Origin of the sequence: Halotalea alkalilenta DSM 17697 (genome assembly GCF_000621205.1) — a bacterium.
GTDB lineage: Bacteria > Pseudomonadota > Gammaproteobacteria > Pseudomonadales > Halomonadaceae > Halotalea > Halotalea alkalilenta.
Genome location: NZ_KK211226.1, coordinates 265,196 through 287,442, shown reverse-complemented (window position 1 = coordinate 287,442; position 22,247 = coordinate 265,196). Strand labels below are relative to the sequence as shown.

The 22,247-nt window shown below is 65.1% G+C and carries 20 protein-coding genes; 9 read left to right on the top strand and 11 right to left on the bottom strand.

What is annotated here, in order from left to right; translation table 11 throughout:
* Nucleotides 1-341 precede the first annotated feature (341 nt).
* On the bottom strand, nt 342-1,217 hold the full coding sequence (locus tag Q376_RS0110585) for an oxygenase MpaB family protein (RefSeq protein ID WP_027350288.1): 876 nt from the start codon (nt 1,215-1,217) through the stop codon (nt 342-344).
* Between the two features lie 81 nt (nt 1,218-1,298).
* Nucleotides 1,299-2,672 carry a GGDEF domain-containing protein gene (locus Q376_RS0110580; protein ID WP_027350287.1) on the bottom strand — a complete coding sequence of 458 codons (1,374 nt, stop codon included), beginning with the start codon at nt 2,670-2,672 and terminating at the stop codon, nt 1,299-1,301.
* Nucleotides 2,673-3,047: 375 nt separating this feature from the next.
* Between Q376_RS0110580 and Q376_RS0110575 the strand changes: the two genes are divergently transcribed.
* The gene (locus Q376_RS0110575) at nt 3,048-3,644 is read left to right on the top strand and encodes a hypothetical protein (RefSeq protein ID WP_027350286.1); all 597 of its coding nucleotides are present in this window, start codon (nt 3,048-3,050) and stop codon (nt 3,642-3,644) included.
* A gap of 491 nt (nt 3,645-4,135) precedes the next feature.
* Here Q376_RS0110575 and Q376_RS0110570 read toward each other — a convergent pair whose 3' ends face one another.
* From Q376_RS0110570 to Q376_RS22270, 5 genes are all read right to left on the bottom strand, one after another.
* The gene (locus tag Q376_RS0110570) at nt 4,136-4,924 is read right to left on the bottom strand and encodes an SDR family oxidoreductase (protein WP_027350285.1); all 789 of its coding nucleotides are present in this window, start codon (nt 4,922-4,924) and stop codon (nt 4,136-4,138) included.
* Nucleotides 4,925-5,007: 83 nt separating this feature from the next.
* Nucleotides 5,008-6,288: an NAD(P)/FAD-dependent oxidoreductase gene (locus Q376_RS0110565; RefSeq protein ID WP_027350284.1), complete on the bottom strand. Its 1,281-nt coding sequence runs from the start codon at nt 6,286-6,288 to the stop codon at nt 5,008-5,010.
* Complete coding sequence (locus Q376_RS0110560) at nt 6,285-7,025, bottom strand: amino acid ABC transporter ATP-binding protein (RefSeq protein ID WP_027350283.1); 741 nt, start codon at nt 7,023-7,025, stop codon at nt 6,285-6,287. The genes Q376_RS0110565 and Q376_RS0110560 overlap by 4 nt, the downstream gene beginning before the upstream one ends.
* Nucleotides 7,022-7,678, bottom strand: a complete 657-nt coding sequence (locus Q376_RS0110555; protein WP_027350282.1) for an amino acid ABC transporter permease — start codon at nt 7,676-7,678, stop codon at nt 7,022-7,024. Before Q376_RS0110555 ends, Q376_RS0110560 begins: the two co-directional genes overlap by 4 nt.
* Before the next feature lie 37 nt (nt 7,679-7,715).
* Nucleotides 7,716-8,522 carry an ABC transporter substrate-binding protein gene (locus Q376_RS22270; protein ID WP_211266648.1) on the bottom strand — a complete coding sequence of 269 codons (807 nt, stop codon included), beginning with the start codon at nt 8,520-8,522 and terminating at the stop codon, nt 7,716-7,718.
* Nucleotides 8,523-8,659: 137 nt separating this feature from the next.
* On the opposite strand from Q376_RS22270, the gene Q376_RS0110545 reads away from it, so the two are divergent.
* A complete protein-coding gene (locus Q376_RS0110545) occupies nt 8,660-9,430 on the top strand; it encodes an IclR family transcriptional regulator (protein WP_155834284.1) in 771 nt (256 codons plus the stop codon).
* A gap of 885 nt (nt 9,431-10,315) precedes the next feature.
* On the top strand, nt 10,316-11,389 hold the full coding sequence (locus Q376_RS0110540; RefSeq protein ID WP_027350280.1) for a mandelate racemase/muconate lactonizing enzyme family protein: 1,074 nt from the start codon (nt 10,316-10,318) through the stop codon (nt 11,387-11,389).
* Nucleotides 11,390-11,429: 40 nt separating this feature from the next.
* On the opposite strand, the gene Q376_RS0110535 is transcribed toward Q376_RS0110540, so the two are convergent.
* Nucleotides 11,430-12,110, bottom strand: a complete 681-nt coding sequence (locus Q376_RS0110535) for a LexA family transcriptional regulator (RefSeq protein WP_155834282.1) — start codon at nt 12,108-12,110, stop codon at nt 11,430-11,432.
* Between the two features lie 369 nt (nt 12,111-12,479).
* On the opposite strand from Q376_RS0110535, the gene Q376_RS0110525 reads away from it, so the two are divergent.
* Both Q376_RS0110525 and Q376_RS0110520 read left to right on the top strand, forming a co-directional pair.
* Nucleotides 12,480-13,559 (top strand): mandelate racemase/muconate lactonizing enzyme family protein, encoded by a 1,080-nt coding sequence (locus tag Q376_RS0110525; protein ID WP_027350278.1) that lies wholly within the window; start codon nt 12,480-12,482, stop codon nt 13,557-13,559.
* A gap of 103 nt (nt 13,560-13,662) precedes the next feature.
* A complete protein-coding gene (locus Q376_RS0110520; RefSeq protein WP_211266647.1) occupies nt 13,663-14,988 on the top strand; it encodes an NAD(P)/FAD-dependent oxidoreductase in 1,326 nt (441 codons plus the stop codon).
* On the opposite strand, the gene Q376_RS0110515 is transcribed toward Q376_RS0110520, so the two are convergent.
* Nucleotides 14,978-15,781: an IclR family transcriptional regulator gene (locus Q376_RS0110515; protein ID WP_027350276.1), complete on the bottom strand. Its 804-nt coding sequence runs from the start codon at nt 15,779-15,781 to the stop codon at nt 14,978-14,980. The two genes, Q376_RS0110520 and Q376_RS0110515, sit on opposite strands and share 11 nt — an antisense overlap.
* A 351-nt stretch (nt 15,782-16,132) precedes the next feature.
* Here Q376_RS0110515 and Q376_RS0110510 point away from each other — a divergent pair, with 351 nt between their 5' ends.
* From Q376_RS0110510 to Q376_RS0110495, 4 genes are read left to right on the top strand one after another with little or no spacing between them, the layout of a single operon-like run.
* A complete protein-coding gene (locus Q376_RS0110510) occupies nt 16,133-17,467 on the top strand; it encodes an NAD(P)/FAD-dependent oxidoreductase (protein WP_027350275.1) in 1,335 nt (444 codons plus the stop codon).
* A gap of 47 nt (nt 17,468-17,514) precedes the next feature.
* The gene (locus Q376_RS0110505; RefSeq protein ID WP_052365128.1) at nt 17,515-19,194 is read left to right on the top strand and encodes a peptide ABC transporter substrate-binding protein; all 1,680 of its coding nucleotides are present in this window, start codon (nt 17,515-17,517) and stop codon (nt 19,192-19,194) included.
* Nucleotides 19,195-19,243: 49 nt separating this feature from the next.
* Nucleotides 19,244-20,194 (top strand): ABC transporter permease, encoded by a 951-nt coding sequence (locus Q376_RS0110500; RefSeq protein ID WP_027350273.1) that lies wholly within the window; start codon nt 19,244-19,246, stop codon nt 20,192-20,194.
* 13 nt (nt 20,195-20,207) lie between these two features.
* The gene (locus Q376_RS0110495; RefSeq protein WP_043447311.1) at nt 20,208-21,092 is read left to right on the top strand and encodes an ABC transporter permease; all 885 of its coding nucleotides are present in this window, start codon (nt 20,208-20,210) and stop codon (nt 21,090-21,092) included.
* 68 nt (nt 21,093-21,160) lie between these two features.
* Here the strand turns inward: Q376_RS0110495 and Q376_RS0110490 are convergent, their stop codons facing one another.
* Both Q376_RS0110490 and Q376_RS22260 read right to left on the bottom strand, forming a co-directional pair.
* Nucleotides 21,161-21,841 (bottom strand): HAD family hydrolase, encoded by a 681-nt coding sequence (locus Q376_RS0110490; protein WP_027350271.1) that lies wholly within the window; start codon nt 21,839-21,841, stop codon nt 21,161-21,163.
* Nucleotides 21,838-22,236 (bottom strand): RidA family protein, encoded by a 399-nt coding sequence (locus Q376_RS22260; protein ID WP_043447308.1) that lies wholly within the window; start codon nt 22,234-22,236, stop codon nt 21,838-21,840. Before Q376_RS22260 ends, Q376_RS0110490 begins: the two co-directional genes overlap by 4 nt.
* Between the last annotated feature and the right edge of the window lie 11 nt (nt 22,237-22,247).

The following is a 22,247-nucleotide window of genomic DNA, read 5'->3' as shown; positions in this document are numbered from 1 at the left end:
ATCACCGATTTTTAAGTCATCATCGATAAACAAATTGAGTCATTGGGTCGGCGGGTTATCGTCTATTGGAGAAAATATTGATGTCGATATGGAGGGAATACTGCACTCTTGAACTTAATGTATACATTATACGATGGTAGCCGGGGAGACTTTGGTCTCAGGGTTATAGGTGCCGAAGTTTGGGGACTGAGGACGAAGTCGAACCTGCGTCAGCGCAAGCGCTTCGTGAGCAGGACGCGAGTAGCGAAGGCGGACGTGGAAGGGATCGGTATCAGTGAGAACGAGCGAGGTGAGTGCCAAGATTCCCTTTATCGCGGGGAAGGGGCGTTTGGCGTGGAGTTTCAGTGAGAGGCGTCTTTCATCCTTTGCCTTGCGCGTTCGCTCGCAGTGCCCCTGACCGAATAGCGGATCAAGGGGGCCAGCGTCCGTACGCTGGTGCGTACCGCCTGGCGCTGGACGAAGCCGAGGCGAAGGCCGAGTTGCGCGGTGGCCCAGTCGGGCAGCAGGTCCAGGCCTGCGCGCTTGAACAGGCGGCCGAAGTGCTTGGTGAGCAAATCGTCCGCGCCTGCAGCGAGCAGCAGCCGGGCGACTTCACGGGTGCGATCGTCGCAGACCAGCTCGGCGCGCATCCGGCGCAGGTATTCCTCCACTTCGACGCGCGACGCCGGCACCTGCCGGGCGCCGAGCGCGAGTGCGATGCGCGCGCTCTCGGCGTAGTAGCGATCCTGTACTTGTGGGGGCAAGGCCGGGTCGCGGTAGCGCAGATGAGCGGCGAGAAAGCAGCTGGTCTCGGCTACGTGCACCCAGGTCAGGAGCTCGGGGTCGGAGGCCGAATAGTGGCGCCCGTCCGGTGCGGTGCCCTCGACCCCGAGGTGGATGCGCTTGACCCGTTCGATCGCGGCCAGGGCGTCGGTGCTGCTGGCGTAGGTGGTCACCGCGATGAACTGGCTGGTGCGGCGCAGCCGCCCGAGCATGTCGGCGCGAAAATTGGAGTGGTCCCACACCCCGGCAAGCGCCAGCGGATGCAGCATCTGCAAAAGCAGCGCGCCGATGCCGCCGCAGAGCATCGCGGTGAAATCACCATGCACGCGCCATACCGCGCTACCCGGGCCGAACAGGCCTGGGTCGTTGGCGGGGCGTGCGTAGTCGATGACGCTTTGCCGGCGGCCAGTGAGATCCGCCACGCGTGCGTCGATCGCTTTGCGGATCCTTTTCATCCTGCATCCTCTCCTGATCGTGGCCGCCGTCAGTGGGGGCCCGATCTTTCCACTCTACCGGAGGCCTGGCGCGCTCGCTGGTCAGTCGGCTATTTCGATTCGGTTTCGCCCGTTCGCCTTCGCGCGATAGAGCGCGGTGTCCGCGGCCACGATGGTGCGCTGGTAGTCCGGATGGCCGTCGTACAGGGCGAGGCCGAAGCTCGCAGTCAGCGAAATCGCCTGATCGGCACTGAAGACGATGGTCTCTTGCTCGATCCTGGCGCGCAGGCGTTCGGCTACGCTCAGCGCCAGACGGATATCGGTCTCCACCAGCACCAGGAGAAACTCCTCCCCACCGTAGCGAAAGATGAAATCGATCGGCCGCAGGCTCTCCAGCAGCACCGAGGCGACCTTGCGCAGCACGTCGTCCCCGGCGCCATGGCCATGTAGATCATTGATCGATTTGAAATGGTCGATATCCATCATCACGATGACGAAAGGGTTCTTCCGCTGTCTCGCCAGTGTGACTTCATGGCTCAGTATGGTGCCGACGAAGCGCCGATTGAGCAGCTGGGTCAGGCTGTCGCGACCGGCCTCCAGTTCGCAGAGTTGTTCGAACAGGTTGGCGAGGAGAAATTTGATTTGCGCGACGTCGTCACGGACCAAGGGCAGGATTTCGGACAAGTACGCGTTGCTGGCCTGCTGCCCGCCTGCGCTGAGCAGCTGGTCGACATGGTTGATCAGTGCGGTGGTGGTATTGATGTCCTCGCACCCGCCGAAGCTCGGTCTTCCCCTGTGATTGAACCAGCGATCGAACTCCGAGCCGGTCAGGCTCTGGATCCCCGCCAGGCCCGCGCCGGTGGCGATGCGATAGACGAACTCGTTTTCCCAGTCGAGCAGTGCGGCCCGCTGGCGCTCCCGTTCGGTGCCGATGTCGTGGATCAGCGAGTGGAGCCGGTAGGCTTCATCGCTCTTGGCCGAGAGTTCGCGGGATTGGGCATAGGAGGCGGACATCACTTCCAGGGCCAGGTCCAGCACGTGCGAGGCATAGACGATGGATTGGACCCGGGTGTCGGGATCCAGCGGGGCGGCGCAGAGCATCTCGAAGATACGCGACTTGAGCCGCCTCGCACCGCTGGCCACCAGGTTGATCGGGATGTTGATCCGCGCATGTACGTCGCCGATCCGCTTCTGCATCCCGATGTACTCCTCCATCTCACCTGCCCCGGGAGGCGTCAGGACCTTCTTCAGCCATGCCTGCAAGGCGCTGAACAGCTTGCTGTGCACCTGCTCGTTGGTGAGGAACTGGGATGCCTGGGCGTCAGCGAGCATATGGGCGTAGAAATCGGCTGCCAGCTCGCTGGACTGAGCTGCGATGCCATCGAGCGCTCGCTGCACGGGAAGGGGGGTTGCCGCGGCCAGCGCTTGCCATTCAGAGGCAATCCTCGAGGTCTGTGACGCATCGTCGTGTGACATGTTGCAAGCTTGTCCTGTGGTGTTCAGATACGTATCGATGGCACGGCTGAAGGTGGGGGTGCCCGGCGTACGCTCGAAGGTCCGGGAGGGGAGCGATCGGTCGATCCTCGCGCTGCTACCTCACCCTCTGACCCGGCGGTGTAGGCCGCTGGAGCGACGACATAGCAGAGAGCAGGAAGAAGACAAGTGCAAGTAGGTCGAACCCGGGCTGCGGTAGATCGAACGTGGAGTAACTTGAATCGGCAATATGCTAGCAGGCGGATACATCGAACAGTGTGTGTGAATCGCAGCTACAACCAAAGGGAGGGCAAATGCTACCGAGACGGCGGGCGTGGTCGGTGATAATCGAGAGGCTACCGTCGTTCGAGGTGTTCGATGCCGCTCTTCGTTTTCTCTCTACTGCTCATGTCGCTGCTCTCTTCGCCGCTGGCGTATGCGGTGGCGAGTCCGGCCGATGTGCCATCGCCGCAGCAGGTGTTCGAACCAGTGGGTGCCTTTCCCGAACGTCTCGATGGGCTGCAGCTCACCGAACTCGAGCGCCAGCCTAGCCGTGCGCTCGAGCGAGCGGTCTATCGCGGTGCCGACATCGCAGGCACCGCTTGGGTCGAGGCGGGCAGCGATCCTCGCGCTACCGAGCACTATCTCGACATGGCCTACGCTTTCCACAGCGATCGCGGTGGCTATCGCGCCGAACGCATCCGTCTCGGCTACGGCGAACATGGTCGCTCGCTGCCCTGCGTGCTCGCCGACGATCGCCAGCACCAGAACCTCTACCTGGTCTGCGCGACGCGCTTCGACGGCCGCAACCTGATCCTGCAGCCCGGGGTGACCTACGGCGAGGAGACCAGTTTCAATCGCAGCGCAGCCCAGCGGGCTTTGATCGATTTCGCCGTGGCGGTGTCCTCCGCGGTGGAGGCGTCGGCCGGTGACCGCTACCGTCGCGAGACGCTGGCATCGCAGGACGTGGACTAGCCGCTCGATCCCTCGACTGGCGCCCCCCATTGCAGAGCTGGCATTCAACCTTGGCGCGTATGGCGCCGCTCGGGACGAACGGTTTAGGAGAGCGGCTACCCACTCGAGGCGCAGTGAGGGCAGTCGAACCATGACCTTACCGCCGCCGCTCGATCCCTCGACTGGCGCCCCCCATTGCAGAGCTGGCATTCAGCCTTGGCGCGTATGGCGCCGCTCGGGACGAACGGTTTAGGAGAGCGGCTACCCACTCGAGGCGCAGCGAGGGCAGTCGAACCACGGACTTACCGCCGCCGCTCGATCCCTCGACTGGCGCCCCCCATTTCCTAGCCGGCATTCAGCCTTGGCGCGTATTGGCGCCGCTCGGGACGAACGGGTAGGAGAGCGGCTACCCACTCGAGGCGCAGCGAGCGCAGTCGAGCCATGACTCGTCGCCAACCTCCCATCCCTCGGCCCCGGGCTAACGGGCCCGGCCCAGCCGATGACCAGACTCGCTAGAAGGTACCCGGATAGGCGCCGCCATCGAGCAGCACGTTCTGGCCGGTGAGGTAGCCGGCAAGGGCGCTACAGAGGAAGGCGCAGAGGGCGCCGAACTCATCCGGATCGCCGAATCGTCCGGCGGGGATCTTCGCTTGCCGTTCTTCGGCGGTCTGCTCGACGGATTTGCCGCTGCCCTTGGCCTCGCTGGCGAGATTGCTGCGCAGCCGCCCCGTATCGAAGCTGCCGGGCAGCAGGTTGTTGATCGTCACATTGTTGCTGGCGAGCCGTGCTTGGCGGGCGATGCCGGCGACGAAACCGGTGAGCCCCGCGCGGGCGCCGTTGGAGAGACCGAGGGCCTCGATCGGTGCCTTGACCGACGACGAGGTGATGTTGACCACCCGGCCGAAGCCGCGCGCTGCCATGTCGTCGACGCATGCCTTGATCAGTTCGATCGGGGTGATCATGTTGGCATTCACCGCCCGCTGCCAGTCCTGCGCCGTCCAGTTGCGGAAGTCCCCTGGCGGCGGCCCGCCTGCGTTGTTGACCAGGATGTCGAGCTGCGGCGCGGCGGCGAGCGCGGTCTCGCGTACGCTCGCCGTGGTGATGTCGCCCGGCACCGCGATCACCTCGATAGTGGGGTCGAGGGTGCGCAGCCAGGCGGCGGTGTCGACCAGCGTGTCGGGGTCGCGCGCATTGACCACTAGGTTCACCCCCTCGCGCGCCAGCGCGGCGGCGCTCGCGCGTCCCAGTCCCTTGCTCGCTGCGCACACCAGTGCCCAGCGTCCCGCGATTCCCAAGTCCATGCGTGTCCTCCTCGACGGCGCTTCGATCGGTTCGATCTTCCACGCTAGCGCGGTGCTCGCCGCTGGGCAATGTCGCCCATGGGCTAGGCCAGCTTGTCGAGCAGCCGGTAGTAGTTCACCGCCGTGCCGAAGTAGAGCCGCTGCAGCCCATGCAAGGGGATCGGCCTGATCGGGGTGATCGGCAGCGGGAAGGGGGCCGATTCACCGGCCAGCCGTGCGGCGAGATGGCGAGCGAGGGTGTTCGACATCGCCACGCCGCGTCCGTTGTAGCCGAGCAGTATCGAGATCCCGGGCGCCGGCTCGTGATAGTGGGGCAGATGATCACGGGTCAGCGCCAGGCGTCCGCACCAGCGGTGCTCGATCCTGAGATGCCCGGCGAGCGCCGGGAACAGCTCGGTCAGGTTGCGCTCGATATGGGCCCAGTCGGCTGCGCCGCGGGCGTCGCGGAACGGGCCGCGCCCGCCGAGCAGCAGCCGGTTGGCTGCGTCGAGGCGATAATAGAGCAGCAGGTGGCGGCCATCCGAGCAGACCGCGCCGCCGGGGAGGATTCCGGCGGCGTGGTGCTGTGCCAGCGGTGCGGTGGCGACGATGAAGCTCTGCGCGGCGATCAAAGTGCGGCTGAGCCCCGGCCACAGCCCATCGCTGTAGCCGTTGGTCGCCAGCACCACCCGCTCGGCGCGCAGCCGCGCGCCCTGGGCGGTGGTCAGTACCCAGTGCTTGCCTTCGCGATGCAGGCGTTGGGCCCGGGTGCCGCCGTGGATCTCCGCCCCCTGGCGCTGCGCCGCGCGAGCGATGCCGCGCGCCAGGCTCAGCGGCTGCACCGCACCGGCGCGAGGATCGACCCATCCGCCCAGGTAGCCGCTCACGCCGGTACGCGCGGCGACCCCCTGCGCGTCGAGCCACTCCACCGCCACGCCGCGGCGACGCCACTGCTCGGCGCGCGATTCGATGGTGCGCAGGGCCGTATTCGAGAGCGCCGGTTGGATCCAGCCACCGCGGACCGCCTGGCAGTCGATGCCGTGGCGCTCGATCAGGGCGAAGACCTCGTCGGCGGCGCGGCCTATCACCTCGATCAGCGCCTCGCCGCGCTCGCCGAATTTCTCCACCAGCGCATCGGGATCGTCCTTGAGCCCGGGAATCACCTGGCCGCCGTTGCGCCCAGAGGCGCCCCAGCCGGGCTGGCCTGCGTCGATCACCGCGGTGGAGACGCCGCGCTCGGCGAGGTGCAGGGCGGTGGTGAGCCCGGTGAACCCGGCGCCGACGATCGCCACGTCGACCTCCCGATCGACATCGAGCGGCGCGCACTCGGGGGCGGCGATGGCGGTGGCGGCCCACAGCGAGTCGGGCATCGGTAGAGCGCTCATGGCGCATCTCCTGAATCGAGAATTCGGCGCAGGAACTCCCGCGTACGCGGGTGCTCGGGGGCGCCGAGCACTTGTTCCGGAGGGCCGGATTCGACCAGCCGGCCATCGTGGAGGAAGCAGACCTTATCGGCGACCTCGCGGGCGAAGCCCATCTCATGGGTCACTACCACCATGGTCATGCCCTCCGCGGCAAGGTTGCGCATCACCTTGAGCACCTCGCCGACCAGCTCGGGGTCGAGCGCCGAGGTCGGCTCGTCGAACAGGATCGCCTTCGGCTTCATCGCCAAGGCGCGGGCGATCGCCACCCGCTGCTGCTGGCCGCCGGAGAGCTGCTGGGGATAGGCATCGCCACGGTGGCCGAGGCCTACCTTGTCGAGCAGGGCCTGCGCTTCCTCGCGCACCTGCGCGAGGGGACGCTTTTGCACATGGAGCGGCCCTTCCATCACATTCTCGAGCACGCTGCGATGGGGAAAGAGGTTGAAGCGCTGGAACACCATCGAGACCTGGGTGCGAATCTCATGGATGCTCTTCTTGTCCCGATCGACCGGCGTACCGAGCACTTCGACGATACCGTCGTCATAGCGCTCGAGGCCGTTGATGCAGCGCAGCAGGGTCGATTTCCCCGAGCCGGACGGGCCGATCAGGCAAATCACCTCGCCGCGCTCGACGCGCAGGTCGACCCCCTTGAGCACCGGTGTCTCGCCGAACTTCTTGTGCAGTGCCTCGATGGTGATCATCGCTTGCCTCCGATCGCGAAGCGCTTCTCTACCCGCCGCAGCATGAAGGTCAGCGGCAGGCTCAAGGCCAGGTAGAGCAGTGCCACCAGGGTGTAGACGGTGAGATTGTCGAAGGTCGAGGCGGCGATCAGCTGGCCCTGGCGGGTCATCTCGGCGACGGTGATGGTCGACACCAGCGAGGAGTCCTTGAGCATCATCACCAGGGTGTTGCCGTAGGGCGGCAGCGCGATGCGCAGCGCCTGGGGCAGCACCACCCGGCGCATCACCTTGGCGCTCTTCATGCCCAGCGATTCGGCGGCCTCGACTTGACCGGGATCGATCGCCTCGATGCCGGCACGGAAGTTCTCCGCCTGATAGGCGCTGTAGGCGACGCCGAGGCCGATCACCCCGGCCTGGAAGGCGGTGAGATCGATGCCGAACTCAGGCAGTACGAAGTAGATGTAGAACAGCTGGACGATGATCGGCAGGCCGCGGATCACGTTGACGATCGAGCGGCCGGCGAGCGCCACCGGCGCCACCTTGGAGACCGTCATCAATGCCAGCAGCAAGCCGAGCAGAGTGCTGATCACGAACGAGAGCGCGGTGACCTGTACCGTGACCAGCGCTCCTTGGAGCAGCAGCGGCATGTAGCTTGCGATGGTATCGAAGGACATGGTTCACCCCGGGAAGTGGAACGGGCTCAGCCGTCGTTCAGCCATCGCTCGGCTGGGTGTCGAGATTGCTCTGGTCGAGGCCCCACTGGGCGATGATCTCGGCCAGCCGGCCATTGGCCTTGAGCGTCGCGATCCCTTGGTTGAGCCGCTCGCGCAGCGCCTCATCGTCCTTGCGCACCACCAGGCAGACGTCGCCGCTGACCACCGGTTCATAGCTCTGCACCCGCTTGAGCCGGTCACCTGCGCCATGGGCGAGCTGGTAGTCGATGATCGGCGCGTCGGCGAATACCGCCTTGATCCGGCCGAGGGCGACGTCGCGGAACATGTCATTGACCGAGTCGTAGCTGCGCACCTCCTTGAATACCCCTGAGCGCACCAGCGCGTCGTAGAAGGTGGTACCGACCTGGGCGCCGACCACTTCCCCGGCGAGATCCTGCATCGAGGCGTAGGGAGTATCGTCATCGGCGCTGACCACCAGACCTTCGCCATAGGCGTAGACCGGATCGGTGAACGACACCGTGCGCTCGCGCTCCTCGGTCTTGAGCATCGCCGCCGAGATGATGTCGATGCGCCCGGTGGTCAGCGAGGGGATCAGCGAGGCGAAAGGCGTCTGCTGGACCTCGATGGAGAAGCCCTGCTCCTCGCCGAGGGCGGCCGCGATGTCGACCATCAGGCCCTGGATCTGCTGGGTCGAGATATCGAGGAAGGTGAATGGGATCCCGGTCGGGGTCGAGCCAACCTTGAAGGTCTCCTCGGCCTGTGCGGCGAGCGGTGCGGCGAGCGCAAGTGGAACGGCAAGCAAGGTGACCAGGCGCCTGGCCTGGCGAATCAGCCGGAGTGGCATCGCTTTTCTCCTGAAGAGAATCGTTATGGTTGTTGAGGCAGGAAGAATCGATAAGCGCAGCGTTAAGAACATAATTCATTGCACTTGAATCGTAAATAGATATGATCGTATCGATATTCGATACAATGGAGTGGCGCATGCCGCAGGATCCGCTGTTCAACCAATCGCTGGAAAAGGGCCTTGCGGTTCTCAAGGCATTCGGCACCGGGCGATCGACACTGAGCCTGGCCGAGATCGCCGAGCGCGCGGAGATCACCAAAAGCTCCGCGCAGCGCATGGTGCATACCCTGGAGCTGCTCGGTTACCTCGCCAAGGAGCCCGGCTCCCGGCGGATGCGCTTGACACCCAAGGTGATGGAACTCGGCTACAACTATCTCGCCGGCGACGCGCTGCTCGATGTCGCCAACCCCTATCTCGCCGAGCTCTCGCGGCTCAGCGAGGAGACCGTCAACCTGACCGAGCCCGACGGCGACTCGATGGTCTACGTCGCGCGCTTCGTCGCCCATCGTTTCATTCCGATCCACATGCCGATCGGCAGCCGCATCCCGATGTACTGCTCAGGGGCGGGGCGCGCCTACCTCAGCGCGCTCGACCACGACACCGCCCGCGCGCTGGTCGAACGGAGCCCGCGTCCGCGCCATACCGAGCACACCCTGGTCGAGAGCCGAGAGATCCTCGAGCGTATCGAACTTGCCCGCAGGCGAGGTTTCTCGAGCCAAGCGGAGGAGATCTTCCTCGGCGACATGAGCCTTGCCGCGGCGGTGGTCAACAGTCACGGCCAGCCGCTGGCCGCCGTGCACATCGCCGCACCCACCAGCCGCTGGCGGCTCGAAGAGGCCGAAGCACGGCTGGCACCGCTGCTGATCGACTGCGCGCGCAACATCAGCGGATCGTTTCGCGGGCGCTGATGAACGCGACCGCCGCAGCCGTTCATGATGGGCGCGAGGGCCGGTATTTTCGCTCCTGGCGCACACGATGAGCCGAAGAACACGCGGCCAGACGAGCCTTGGTGCGTGGAACCGCTTGAAGGGGGAGGTGATGGGAGATGTGTTTTTAGCCGAATCCCTTCACTCGGGGCGCACCTGGTGGTGGGCAAGCTGACGACTGGATACTTGAAGGTGATGCCATGCCTTTCAGCAGATTTAAATTTCTAGATGGGCGAAATAGATGGTAAAAGGCTGCGTAGGGACACTAGCGTCTTTCTCGTTAACCCGATTGGAAAGGTCGAAAGAGCGACAGAGCATGTCACTAGGCTGAGCCCGGCTGTCGGTGTTTTTCATCTCTCATCTTGAATGTTGGTCTCATTGATTTTTAGTAATTAACAACTTGGAGCAGAGTTAATTAATGGAAGTAATAAATATAATTTCATTCGCGCATATAAAGATGATGGGTGTGGGTGAAATGACAAGGGCTTCGCTACGAATCTGGTGAAGATCGCCGGGGTGCGGCTCTCGTCGAACGGATGAAGTCGCAGCGCCCCGATACCCGACTGGTCGCCGGGCCCTGCCGCAGAGGTGCTGCCACCCCAGCGTGCTTCACTTCGCACGGGACGCATGGGTATCCCGGGCTGAACTTGCATGCGATTGGGTAGGATGCGCCCTTTCCCTCCCTGTCGAGGCTTAATCTGTGCGGTCGCGATCTACACGATGACTGGATTTTAGAGAAAATTCTGACAGATTCGCGCCAACAGGCCGATAGATAATTCGCTGTCTTGTGCGTCGCTGAGGGTCATTCGATACCCAGGCGGCGCTTATGGTGAATGTGCGATCGGTCATAGGGTGGAGAGTGAAGTTATGAACTTAGAGGAGATCGGCATCTCGGAGCTGCGGCTGTCGGAGGAGTCGAACGATGGCCCTTTGGCCTTGATCGCGCTGCACGACCGTTCGGGAAACTGCGGTATGGGATGTATCGCGGCGACTCCGCTGCGGGTCAAGGAGATGCTGCGCGGCTTGTCCGTGGTGATCGAGACGCTCGATGTGTCTCGCCTGGGCAGCTGGCTCAGTCCACTCAGCGCTGCGGTGGGGCGCCGCTCGGAGCTTGCGGTGATGCTGCCGGGGCTCGACCTTGCGCTCTGCGATCTTCATGCGCGCCAGCGCGGGGCTGCGTTGGGGGTGCTGCTCGGCGGCAGTGCCGATGCCAGTTGGCCGGCTCTCGCGCGTTTGCCCTTGAGTCGGGCAGCACTGCGGGAGAGCAGGCTGGAACGGCTATGGTCGCATGGCTTTCGCGCTTTCCTGCTCGAATGCGATACGCGGCTCGATATCGATGAAATCGCGCGATTGCGTGCCCGCCTCGGTGGCGAGACGCGGCTGGCGATCGATGCGCGCGGCTGTGCGGAGCAAGACCTGGCGTCCGGCTGCGCGGCACTCGCCGAGCTGGGCGTGGATTGGCTCGAGCCTCCGCTGGTGGCGAATGACCTTGCCAGGCACGTCGAATTATCCCGCCGCTCGTCCGTGGCGATCGCCGCTCCCTCGGGGATGGAGGGCTGGATCAACTACCTCGCCTTGAGCGAGCGAGCGGTACCGGGGCTCTATCGGCCCAACCTGCTCGGTGGCTGTGGGCCGAGTGCGCTGCTCGGCATCGGGGCCGGGGCAGTGGCGGGCGGGAATCGGCTGGTCCCCATCGCTCTGCCGAGCTGGCTGGGTCTGGCTACCCAGCTACACTTCTCCGCAGCGCTCGGAACGGTGAGGGCGATCGAGTGCGCAGCAGCGGTAGGGGTGGAGCGACGAGGCCTCGATTGGCGCGCAACGCTGCCGAAGTTGGATGCCAGTGGGCGAGTCGGCCTGCCATCCGGGGCCGGGCTGGGCCGCGACCCAGATGGCAACGGAGAGACGAGCCGTGTCTGGCACCGGCTCGCGCTTGCGGTCTGAGTCCTGGCGTTTCAGGGCGCGGTGACACGCCCTGGCGCATTCAGACCCAGCGACCGGTCCAGACGATCTTGCCGAGCACCGTCAGAGCATCGAGCGAGTCCTCAGGCACAGCCACATTCTCGAGACTCGGGTCTTCACACACCAGAGTGAGTCCATTCATCGTGCGCTGGAGGCGTCGGGCGAGCAGCTCGCCTTTGAATTTCACCATGTGGATGCCGGCGCTGCTGGGCGTGGTGCGGGTCAGGTCGACGAGCACCATATCGCCACGTTCCAGCAGCGGTTGCATGGCATCTTCCTCGATCACGAATGCGGCCAGCCGCTTGAGCTCGAGATGGCGTAGCGTCAGCTCCTCGCTGGTGACCGGCAGGTGGGCGGGGGACTGGTGGTCGGAGCTGGCAGGGTGCAGTGGCACCAACACATAGTCGGCGCTGGGCTCACGGGTTTCCTGGGGTGGCCGGAGGTAGCGCGCGCCCTCTCCGCTGATCAGCCAATCCATCGAGATGCCCGTGCGCTTGAGTAGCGGTACCAGGTTGCGCAGCTTGGGATTGGGCGTCGCCGCGCGCTCGGTCCAGCGACCGATGGTGTTGGCATCGACACCAGCGATCTTCGCTGCCGCCGATTTGGTCTTGAAGTGATCGATCACTATCGCAATGCGTTCCGGGAATCCTGCTGCGATCTCGTCATCAGGCTGATGTTGCTCGGGCTGTTCTGATTCTGACATCAGGGCATCTTCCCTCTGCCTTGGTGTAGTCATTGGGTCTGAGTTATGCATACAGATTGAATGTTTGCGTAACCATGTTGAAATCCCTTGGCGGTATTGATAGTGTCTATGGTGAGGTTGATTGGATGCTGTCTTGGTGGTGGCGTAAGCTCTCGGGTTCCATCATCCACGTTGGCTTGGTGGATGAGGGGGCATCGATAGTGTCGTCGTCGCCACATTAATGTTCGCCTTTTTCATTGCGCGTGGATCGCCCCTGCGAGCAATGAAGAGGCGAACGCTCTTGACTCGGCATATTACCGGGTCAGGCCGTTTGCGCCCATAGCTTTAGTGCCGACTGATCAAGGGCTGACTCGTCATAGGGAGGCTGCATTGAAGATCACCGACATCAATGTCATTGGCCTGCGTCCTCCGGGTGGAAATGGCGGCACCCGCACACTGCTCGAGATCGTCACCGACGAGGGTCTGATCGGCCATGGCTGCGTGGGGTACGGCCCAACGCTCACCAGCGCGGTGCTCGAGGAGCTGCAGCCGTTCTATCGCGACGCCTGCGCGCTGGAGGTGCATCTCAGCTGCGAGCGGATGCGCGCCCACTGGGGCGAATGCCTGACCTTCGCCCGGGTGATCGCGACGATCGAGCTCGCGCTGTGGGACATCTTCGGCCACGTCGTCGAGCTGTCGGTGGGGACGCTGCTCGGCGGTCATCAGCGTCAGCGGGTGACCGGCTGCGCCATTCTCGAGTTTTCCGAGAACGGCCGGCTCGAAGCCCAGATCGAAGCGCTCAAGGCGGCCAACTGCAAGGCCTTTCGTCTCCACGGTGGCGACTTCGGCCGGCTCGACCCCCGCCATGACGAACGTCTCATCGGCCGCGCGATGCGCGCCATCGGCGAGGAGCTGACCCTGCTGGTCGCCGACTGCTCCGGTCGCCCTACCGATCTCAAGTGGGCCAAACGTACCGCGGACATGCTCGACGATCATGGCGTCCAGGCCTTCGAGGTCCATTTCCCCAGCTGCGACACCTCCTCCTACCGCCAGTTGCGCGACCATGCGCGGCTACCGATCGCGGCGGCCGTCGGCCCTCGCGAGCGTGCCGAGGGGCAGGCGCTGATCGGTGCCCAAGCGGTCGACCTGCTCACCCTCGACAGCAGCCGCTGCGGCGGGCTGGGCACTGCGCTGCGGCTGGGTCGCTGCGCCGAATCGTTCGGTATCATTCCCAGCCTGCGCGGCGGCCACGACCCCTTCAGCCTCGCCGCCGACCTGCATCTTGCCAGCGCCTTCACCGATAGCGATCTCATCGATCTCCCGCTCGGCAGTACCGGCCTCGAATCGATGGTCGTCCCCCACTGGCGCCTCGATGCCAATGGTCAGCTCGAGGTTCCCCGGGGGCCAGGGCTGGGTGTGCGGATCGACCAGGATGCGCTGCACGACGGCGTGCTGAGCATGATGCACTGAGCCTGGCGACTAGGCCGAATCCCACTTTGTGAGACGATGAGGGCCAGGTTCGCGAGGCTGCTTGAGTGCGGCGAACGGCGGGTGCTAGAACCCGGGAGACAAGATGCTCACCTCCCATGGGATGCCCATGTACCCTCGAATCGCTCAGGTCGCCAGTGACCCAGCCCTGCCCAAGCGCGCCGATGCGGTGGTGATCGGCGGTGGCATCGTGGGTGTCAGCACCGCGTATTTCCTCGCTGAGCGTGGCCTCGCGGTGGTACTGCTCGACAAGAGCGGCATCGCCCATGAGCAGTCGAGCCGCAACTGGGGGTGGTGTCGGACCATGGGGCGCGACGTTGCCGAGATCCCGCTCGCGATCGAGAGCCTCAAGCTGTGGGAAGGCTGGCGCGAGACCCTCGAGCACGACACCGGCTTCGTCCGCAGCGGGATCCTCTACGCTTGCGAGAGCGATGCCGAAACCGAGACGCAGAAGGCCTGGCTCGCCCAGTCCAGCTCGTTCGGCAGTGAAGCGAGGCTGCTCGATCGCGATGCCCTGGCGACGCTGCTGCCCGGCGGTGTGCCGTCCGGTTGGCAGGCAGGGCTCTGGACCGAGAGCGACGGTCGTGCCGAGCCCGACGTCGCCACCGCGGCGATCGCCCAGGGCGCGCGCAAGCTCGGGGTGAAGATCCTCGTGCCCTGCGCGGCCCGTGGGCTCGCGCTCGAGGCTGGCCGGGTACAGGGTGTGTTCACCGAGCTTGGCCGGATCGACTGCGACACCGTGGTGCTCGCCGGCGGCGCCTGGTCGAGCCTGTTCTGCCGCACGCTCGGCGTACGTTTGCCGCAGCTTCGGGTGCTTGGCTCGGTGCTACGCACCGAGCCTCTCGAGGGCGCTCCAGAGTTCGCTATCGGTACCAGCCGCTACGCCTTTCGCAAACGCGCCGACGGCGGCTATACCATCGCCTTGCGCAATGCCAACGTGGCCCCGCTCTGTCCGGACAGCTTTCGCTACTTCAACGATTTCATACCGCTGGTGCGTGCGCACCACCATGAATACCGGCTGCGGGTCAACGCCCACAGCCTGGCCGCACTGCGTACGCCCAACCGCTGGGCGGTGGACGCGCCGAGTCCTTTCGAGCGCGAGCGGCTGCTCGATCCGAGGCCGGTCGATGCCTATCCTGAACGTGCGTTGGAGATGATCCGCGCGCAGTTCCCGGCCTTCGCCAAGGCACGCATCGCCCAGTACTGGGGTGGCATGATCGACGTCACCCCGGATGCGGTGCCGGTGATCGACCGGGTCGCGGCGATCCCGGGTTTTCACCTCGCGACCGGCTTCTCCGGCCACGGCTTCGGCATTGGACCCGGTGCGGGACGGCTGATGGCGGACATCGTCTGCGAAGCGCCGCCGCTGGTCGACCCGACGCCCTATCGGCTGGCCCGGTTCAACGGATGAAGCGCTGCGGGTCGAGCGCTCGCTGGACGATCATCGTGGCCTCCGCATGCATCGCCTCGGCCAGCGTCACCCGGTAGCGGTTGGTCATACGCACGTTGGGCAGTGCACAGCTCAGCGCCCCGAGCGGATGGCCGTGTGGATCCAGCAGCGCGACGGCGACGCCGGTGTAGGCGCTGAGACATTGATCTAGGACTCCAGCGGTGTAGCCGTCGCGCCGTACCGCCTTGATCGCATCGTTCAGCGGGCCGAGCTCGATGCAGTATTCGCGCGCAAGCCTAGGTGCATTGTGATCGAGGATGCGCTCGCGCTGCCCGGCGGGCAGATGGGCGAGCAGTGCCACCGAGGCCTGGCCGACGCCGAACAGCACGCGCCCGCCGACTCCTCGGGTGAAACTGGAAGTGCGATGGCAGCCCTCCTGCAGTTCGAGGCAGAGGACGTGATAGCCGTCTTCGACGAACAGGAAGAAACGTTCGCCGAAACGCTCGGCCAAGCGCAGCAGCGCTGGTCTGCTGAGTTCGCGAATGCCGCCGTCGTTGCCCGCTTGCGCACCGAGCGAAAGCAGCGCATAGCCGAGCCGGTAGCCGCCTCGCTGCGGTGTGCGCACGAAGCCGTGGCACTTGAGCGACTTCAGTAGCCGATAGAGCGTCGCCCGGCTGAGTCCGGTGACCTGGATCAAGGCCTCGATGTCCGCGCCCTGCTCGCCTCGCTCGGCGATCGCATTGAGGATCAGGACGCTGCGATCGAGGGTCTGGGTGCCCTGGACCTGTGGCGTACGGGATTCGTCGAGGGGCAAGGTGAGGGTTCTCCCGGTGGATGTCGCGGTTCGACGCTAGGAGGAGCGCGCAAGGCATCGCCGGATCGGGCCTTGCCATGGGGATGCTCGGCGCGGTGGCCGAGTTTCGAGCGCATTTTGCAAGATGCATCGGGTCACGCATCGGATGCAAGCCGGCCCGCATGGTCGGGTCGGATTTCCAACTGATTTCCAACGACAACGACAACGGAAACAGCGACGCAGACAATGACGACGATGATCGAATCCACTCTTGGTTGCTGTGCCCGCTCGCCGCGGCGCATCACTCGCTGCCGCCCGCGAGCGGGGGCAATTGCCGTATCGAACGGCCATACCGCGGCGGGGGAGGAGTAGATGCCTGGTCCCAGGGTGACGACGGTTCATGGTGACGAGACCCTCCCTTCGCATGTCGAGGTGGTGGTGATCGGGGGCGGCATCATCGGGGCGAGTGCGGCGCTCGAGCTTGCCGAGCGGGGCCATTCGGTGGCGCTGTGCGAAAAAGGCGGTATCGGGCAGGAGCAGTCGAGCCGCAACTGGGGCTGGGTGCGGATTTCGCGGCGCGATCCTCGCGAACTGGCGCTGATGGCCTCCTCGATCGAGATCTGGCGCGGGCTCGATGCGCGGCTCGGACGCGCTACCGGCTATACCCGGGCCGGTATCCTGTTCGCCTGCGAGAACGCCGAACGCTACGCCGAGCACCAGCGCGCCTGCGCGCAGCTGGCGCCGTTCGATGTCGGCGCGAAGATGGTCTCGGGCGGTGAGCTCGATCGGCTGCTGCCGAGCGGCCATCGCATGGCGCTCGAAGGCGCGCTCTATACCCCAGGCGATGGCCGCGCCGAACCGCAGTGGGCGGCACCGGCGATCGCCGAGGGTGCGCGCGAGCGCGGTGCGGCGGTGCTCACGGAGTGCGCGGTACGCGGCATCGAGCGAACCGCTGGACGGATCGGCGCGGTGGTCACCGAGCGCGGGCGAATCGGCTGCGATGCAGTGGTGCTCGCCGGAGGCGCCTGGTCCGGCTTGTTCTGCGCGTCGCTCGGGCTGCGCTTGCCCCAGCTCAAGGTGATCAATTCGGTGCTGCGAACCGCGCCGCTCGAAGGCGGCCCAGAGGCTGCGCTTTGGAGCGAGGACTTCGCCCTGCGCCGGCGCGCCGATGGCGGCTATAGCGTTGCTTCTGGCCATGCCAACATCGCCGACATCGTGCCCGATTCATTTCGCTATGCCCGCGATTTCAGCGCCGCGCTGCGCCAGGAGTGGCGCTCGCTCAGCCTGCGCCTGGGCTGGCGGTTTCTCGACGAGCTACGCCTGCCCCGGCGCTGGGCGCTCGACGAGGCCAGTCCGTTCGAATACTGCCGCACGCTCGACCCACACCCCTCCAAGCGCCAGCTCGATCGCGCCTTCTCGCGGCTGGTAGAGGCTTTCCCGCTGTTCGGTCGTGCCCAGGTGGCGCAGCGCTGGGCTGGCTGTATCGATGTCACCCCTGATGCCGTGCCGGTGATCTCGCCGGTGGATGACGTCCCCGGGCTGCACATCGCCACCGGCTTCTCCGGCCATGGCTTCGGCATCGGGCCCGGTGCCGGGCGCTTGGTCGCCGACCTGGTCGTCGGTGCGACGCCTCTGGTCGACCCGAGTCCGTTTCGCTTCTCCCGCTTCAGTGACGGCTCCCGCCCGGAGCCCATCGGCGGCTTTTGATCCCCCCCACGATCCCGCCGGGCCAAGGCCCGGCCCAGGAGTAGAGAATGACCGACCATAACAAGCACAACCAGCATCGCGGTTCGTTCGACATTTTCACCCATCCGACCCGGCGCCAGGCGCTCGGTCTTGCGCTCGCCGGCGCGGCCGGAATGATGCTGCCCTGGAGCCGTGGCGGCCAGGTGATGGCGCAAAGCAACCAGCAGCGGGTGATCATCGCCTTCTCCCAGGAGCCGACGGTGATGAACCCACTGATGCCCCATATCGAGGTTGACGAGGGTATCCACTGGAACCTGTTCGATCCGCTGTTCAGGATCGCGCCGGATGGCAACTTCATCCCGGCGCTGGCGGCCGAGGTGCCGAGCGTCGCCAACGGCGGCATCTCGAGCGATGGCCTGCACTGGCGGATCAAGCTGCGCGAGGGCGTGACCTGGCATGACGGCACCCCGTTCACCGCGGACGACGTCAAGTTCACCATCGATCTGATCAACAACCCAAGCTTTCGCGCCTCCCGCCGCCAGGGCCACGAGCTGGTGCGCGACATCGAGGTGATCTCGCCCACCGAGATCGGTTGGAGGATGGAGCGTGCCTATGCCTCCTATGCGGCGCTGTTGAGCTCGACTTTCATCGTGCCGAAGCATCTGCTCGGCGAGGTGGAGGATCCCAACAGTGCCCCGTTCAACAATGCCCCGGTGGGCACCGGCGCCTACCAGTGGGATGCGCGCGTGGCCGGCGACCATATCAGCCTCAGGCGCAACCCGGACTACTTCGATACGCCCGCGGTGATCGAGCAGGCGGTGTTCAAGTACGTGCCCGACCTCAACGTGCTCTACACCCAGTACAAGACCGGCGACATCGACTTCACCGGGCTTCAGGGCATCACCCCGGATCATTACGAGGAAGCCAAGAATATCAGCGGGCGTACGCTGCTCGAGCTGCCTGCCGCGACCATCGAGTCGGTGGCGCTGAACCTCGGCCGGCCGCAGTTCCAGGACCCCAAAGTGCGCCAGGCGCTGTACCTGGCGATCGACAAGGCATCGATCATCGATGCGCTCTATTACGGGCTGCCGACCGCCACCGAGAGCTACATGCCGCAGCAGTCGCGCTACTACAACGCCGAGCTGCCGGAGCAGCGCTTCGACCTCGATGCCGCCAACCAGCTGCTCGACGAGGCCGGTTGGGAGCGCGGCGGCGATGGCATTCGCGCCAAGGATGGGGTGCGCCTCTCTTTCACCAACTCGACCACCGCCGGCAACCAGGTGCGCGAGCAGGTGCAGCAGTTCATCCAGCAGACCTGGCGTGAGATCGGCGTCGAGATGAGCATCTCCAACCTGCCGCCGGCGGTGATGTGGGGCGAATACTGGACGACGTCGCAGTTCGACAGCGTGGTGGTCGGGATCAACTTCCTCACCGGTGCCGATCCTGACGTCAGCGACTATTTCGGCTCCAGGGCGATAGCCGCCCAGGGGGGAGCGGGGCAGAACTGCTTCCAGTTCGCCAATGAAGAGGCCGACCAGCTGCTGGCCGATGGCGGCGCCAACCAGGACCCCGAGCAGCGCCTGCCGATCTACCTGCGCCTCCAGGAGCTGATCCGCGACGAGCTGCCGATGCTGCCGCTGTTCCAGTACACCAACCTGCGCGGTCATCGCGAAGGGCTCGAGGGATTCGAAAACAACGTCAACCTGCGCATCGAGTCGTGGAACGTCAAGGCATGGCGCTGGAGCTGAGCGCTGGTTCTGAACCAGGGCCTTCTCACATTCGTACGGAGCGACCGCCATGACGCGATTTTTGATCCAACGATTCGTGCAGAGCCTGATCATCCTGGTGCTGGTATCGGTGATCGGCTTCTTCGTCCTCAACCTCGCCCCGGGCGGGCCGCTTTCGCAGTTCTCGCTGAGCCCGGGGATGAGCCAGGCGGAGCTCGATCGCATCGCCGCCCAGATGGGGCTCGACCGGCCGCTGCCGGTGCAGTACCTGGACTGGTTCGGCCGTCTGCTCGGCGGCGATTGGGGCAACTCGTTCCGCGATGGCCGGCCGGTGCTCGAGGTGATCGGCGGGCATCTGCCGGCGACGCTTCTGCTGATGGGCAGCTCGACCCTGGTGTCGGTGGTGATCGGTGGCTGGGTCGGGGTGCTCGGGGCGATCAGGCGCTACTCGGTGTTCGACTACCTGGCCACGATCGGGGCGATGATCGCGCTGTCGATCCCGACCTTCTGGTTCGGCCTGGTGGCGATCTACGTGTTCTCCCTCGAGCTAGGCTGGCTGCCCGCCGGCAACATGTACACCATCGGCGATCAATCGCTTAGCGACTACGCCAGCCATCTGGTGCTGCCGACCCTGGTGCTGGCACTGGTCAACGTCGCGATCTGGAGCCGCTACATGCGCTCATCGACCCTGGATGTGATCGGCGAGGATTTCGTCCGCACCGCGCAGGCCAAAGGGCTCTCCGACTGGCGGGTGCTGCGCGATCATGTGATTCGCAACGCACTGCTGCCGATGATCACCCTCGCCGGCCTGCAGCTGCCCACCCTGCTGGGCGGCGCACTGGTCACCGAGACCGTGTTCACCTGGCCCGGCATGGGCAGGCTGTTCCTCGATAGCCTCGGCTACAACGACTATCCGGTGATCATGGGCATCCTGATGTTCAGCGCCGTGCTGGTGCTGCTCGGCAACCTGCTCGCCGACCTGCTGGTAGCGGTGGTCGACCCCCGGATCCGGATCAGTTGAAGGAGAGCGACCCATGACTACGTCCCACTCGGTGGTACTCGTCGCCGATCCCTCACCGCCGCGCAATCGTGTCGTGCGCCGTTTCCTGCGCCATCGCCTCGCGCTGTTCGGTGTCGTGACCCTGCTGCTACTGGTGCTGGCCTGCGTGGTGGGGCCTTGGCTTTTGCCATACGATCAGCTTTCGATCGACATTCGTAAACGCTTCGCCCCGCCCTTCACCGGGCTGCACTTCTTCGGCACCGACCCGCTCGGGCGAGACCTTGCCGCCAGGCTGCTGATGGCCGGGCGGGTATCGCTGATGGTCGGCTTCTCGGCGATGCTGGTCAGCGTCGCGCTCGGAGCCACGGTAGGGCTGGTCGCCGGATACCTGCGTGGCTGGGTGGGCGCAACGCTTATGCGTATCGTCGATGCCTTCCTGGCCTTTCCCAGCGTGTTCCTGGTGCTGGTGCTGGCCGCTTTCACTGAACCCAGCCCGCTGGCGATCACGCTGATCATCGCCGCCACCAGTTGGATGGAGATCGCGCGGATCGTCGAGGCCGAGACCCGCTCGCTGCGTGAGCGCGACTTCGTGCTCGCCGCCCGGCTGCTCGGTAGCTCTCATCTGCGCATCATCGGCCGCGAACTGCTGCCCAACGCGATCGGCCCGATCATCGTCGCCGCCACCCTCACCGTCGCCCAGGCGATCCTGCTCGAGGCCTACATCAGCTTCCTCGGCTACGGCATCCAGCCGCCGCTGCCGAGCTGGGGCAACATGCTCAACAGTGCCCAGCAGTACCTTGGTTCGGCACCCTGGCTTGCGATCGTACCCGGCATCGCGATCGCCTTGGCGGTGACCAGTTTCAACTTCGTCGGCGATGGCCTGCGCGACGCGCTCGACGCCCGCAGCGAAGAGCGCTGAAGCAGGCAGTGCCTCGAGCGCCGCGGCGTCGGTGTGAGCCGCGGATCGCCTTCGGGCACGAGCCTCCTTCATGCCACCACTGGGATGCTCGACAAGTCCGCCGGCAAGCTCTCCAGCGTGGGCCTTGTGAGCAGGGGCGCGGGAGCTCCCGGAGGTGCGGTCAAACCGATGCGATTGTGCCATATGGTGGGTAGCCCGACCTTCTCGGTGCCGAAGAGGTCATAGGCGGAACCGGCTACGAACACTGCATTGGCCGGTGCGACGCCGAGCATTTCCAGCGCCAGGCGATAAGGCGCGGGATCGGGTTTGTAGAAGCCCGCTTTTTCCGAGGTGACGACCACATCGAGTGGCACATCCAATAGGTCCGCGGCGATATGGCCCAGCCTTTCCGAGCAGTTGGTCACGACACCCAGCTTGTAGTGCGGCTTGAGTGCAGCCAGCACCGCCTTGGCTTCGGCCCAGGGCTGTAACTCGCTCCAGCGTGCTTCGAGCTCGGCAGCGGCTTGGCGACCGAGCCCGACTTCGATCGCCGCCTCTGCGACCAATTGTTCATAAGGCCGATAGCTTCCGCAGCCGTAGGTCGCCTTCAGGTACGCCATGCGCCATGTACGACCCATGTGCTCTGAACCGGCCACTGAATTCCACAGTGTCCATGAGTCCAGCAAGGCGGTCAGCAGATCGAACAGCACCAGCTCGATCGGAGCGCTGGGTCGGGTAGGCCGCAGGTTTGCCGTGGAGTTCGAGGTCATCTCAGGGATTCCTGTCCAGGATTGACGAGTTCAGCAACGGCGGTGATTTCCACCAACGCTCCGTAATGAAGCTCGCCACATGGAATGATCGCGCGCGCCGGTCGGTGAGCGCCCAAGAGCTTCGCGTAATGGGTATTCACGGTTGGCCAGTGCGCCACATCGGAGATGAATACCTGCACGTTCACCAGATTCGCCAGGGTTGCATCGCCAGCGCTTAGCACCGCCTCGACATTGGCCATGGCCTGGACGAACTGGGCCTCGATGCCGTCGGGAAAAGTGTTCGACTGCGGATCGAACGGCAGCTGTCCGGACACGAACAGCAAGTTGCCCGCTACTACGCCCTGCGAGTAATGACCGCCCGGCGTAGGCAGATGTGGTGATGTGACGGTTTGCATTGACGTGCTCC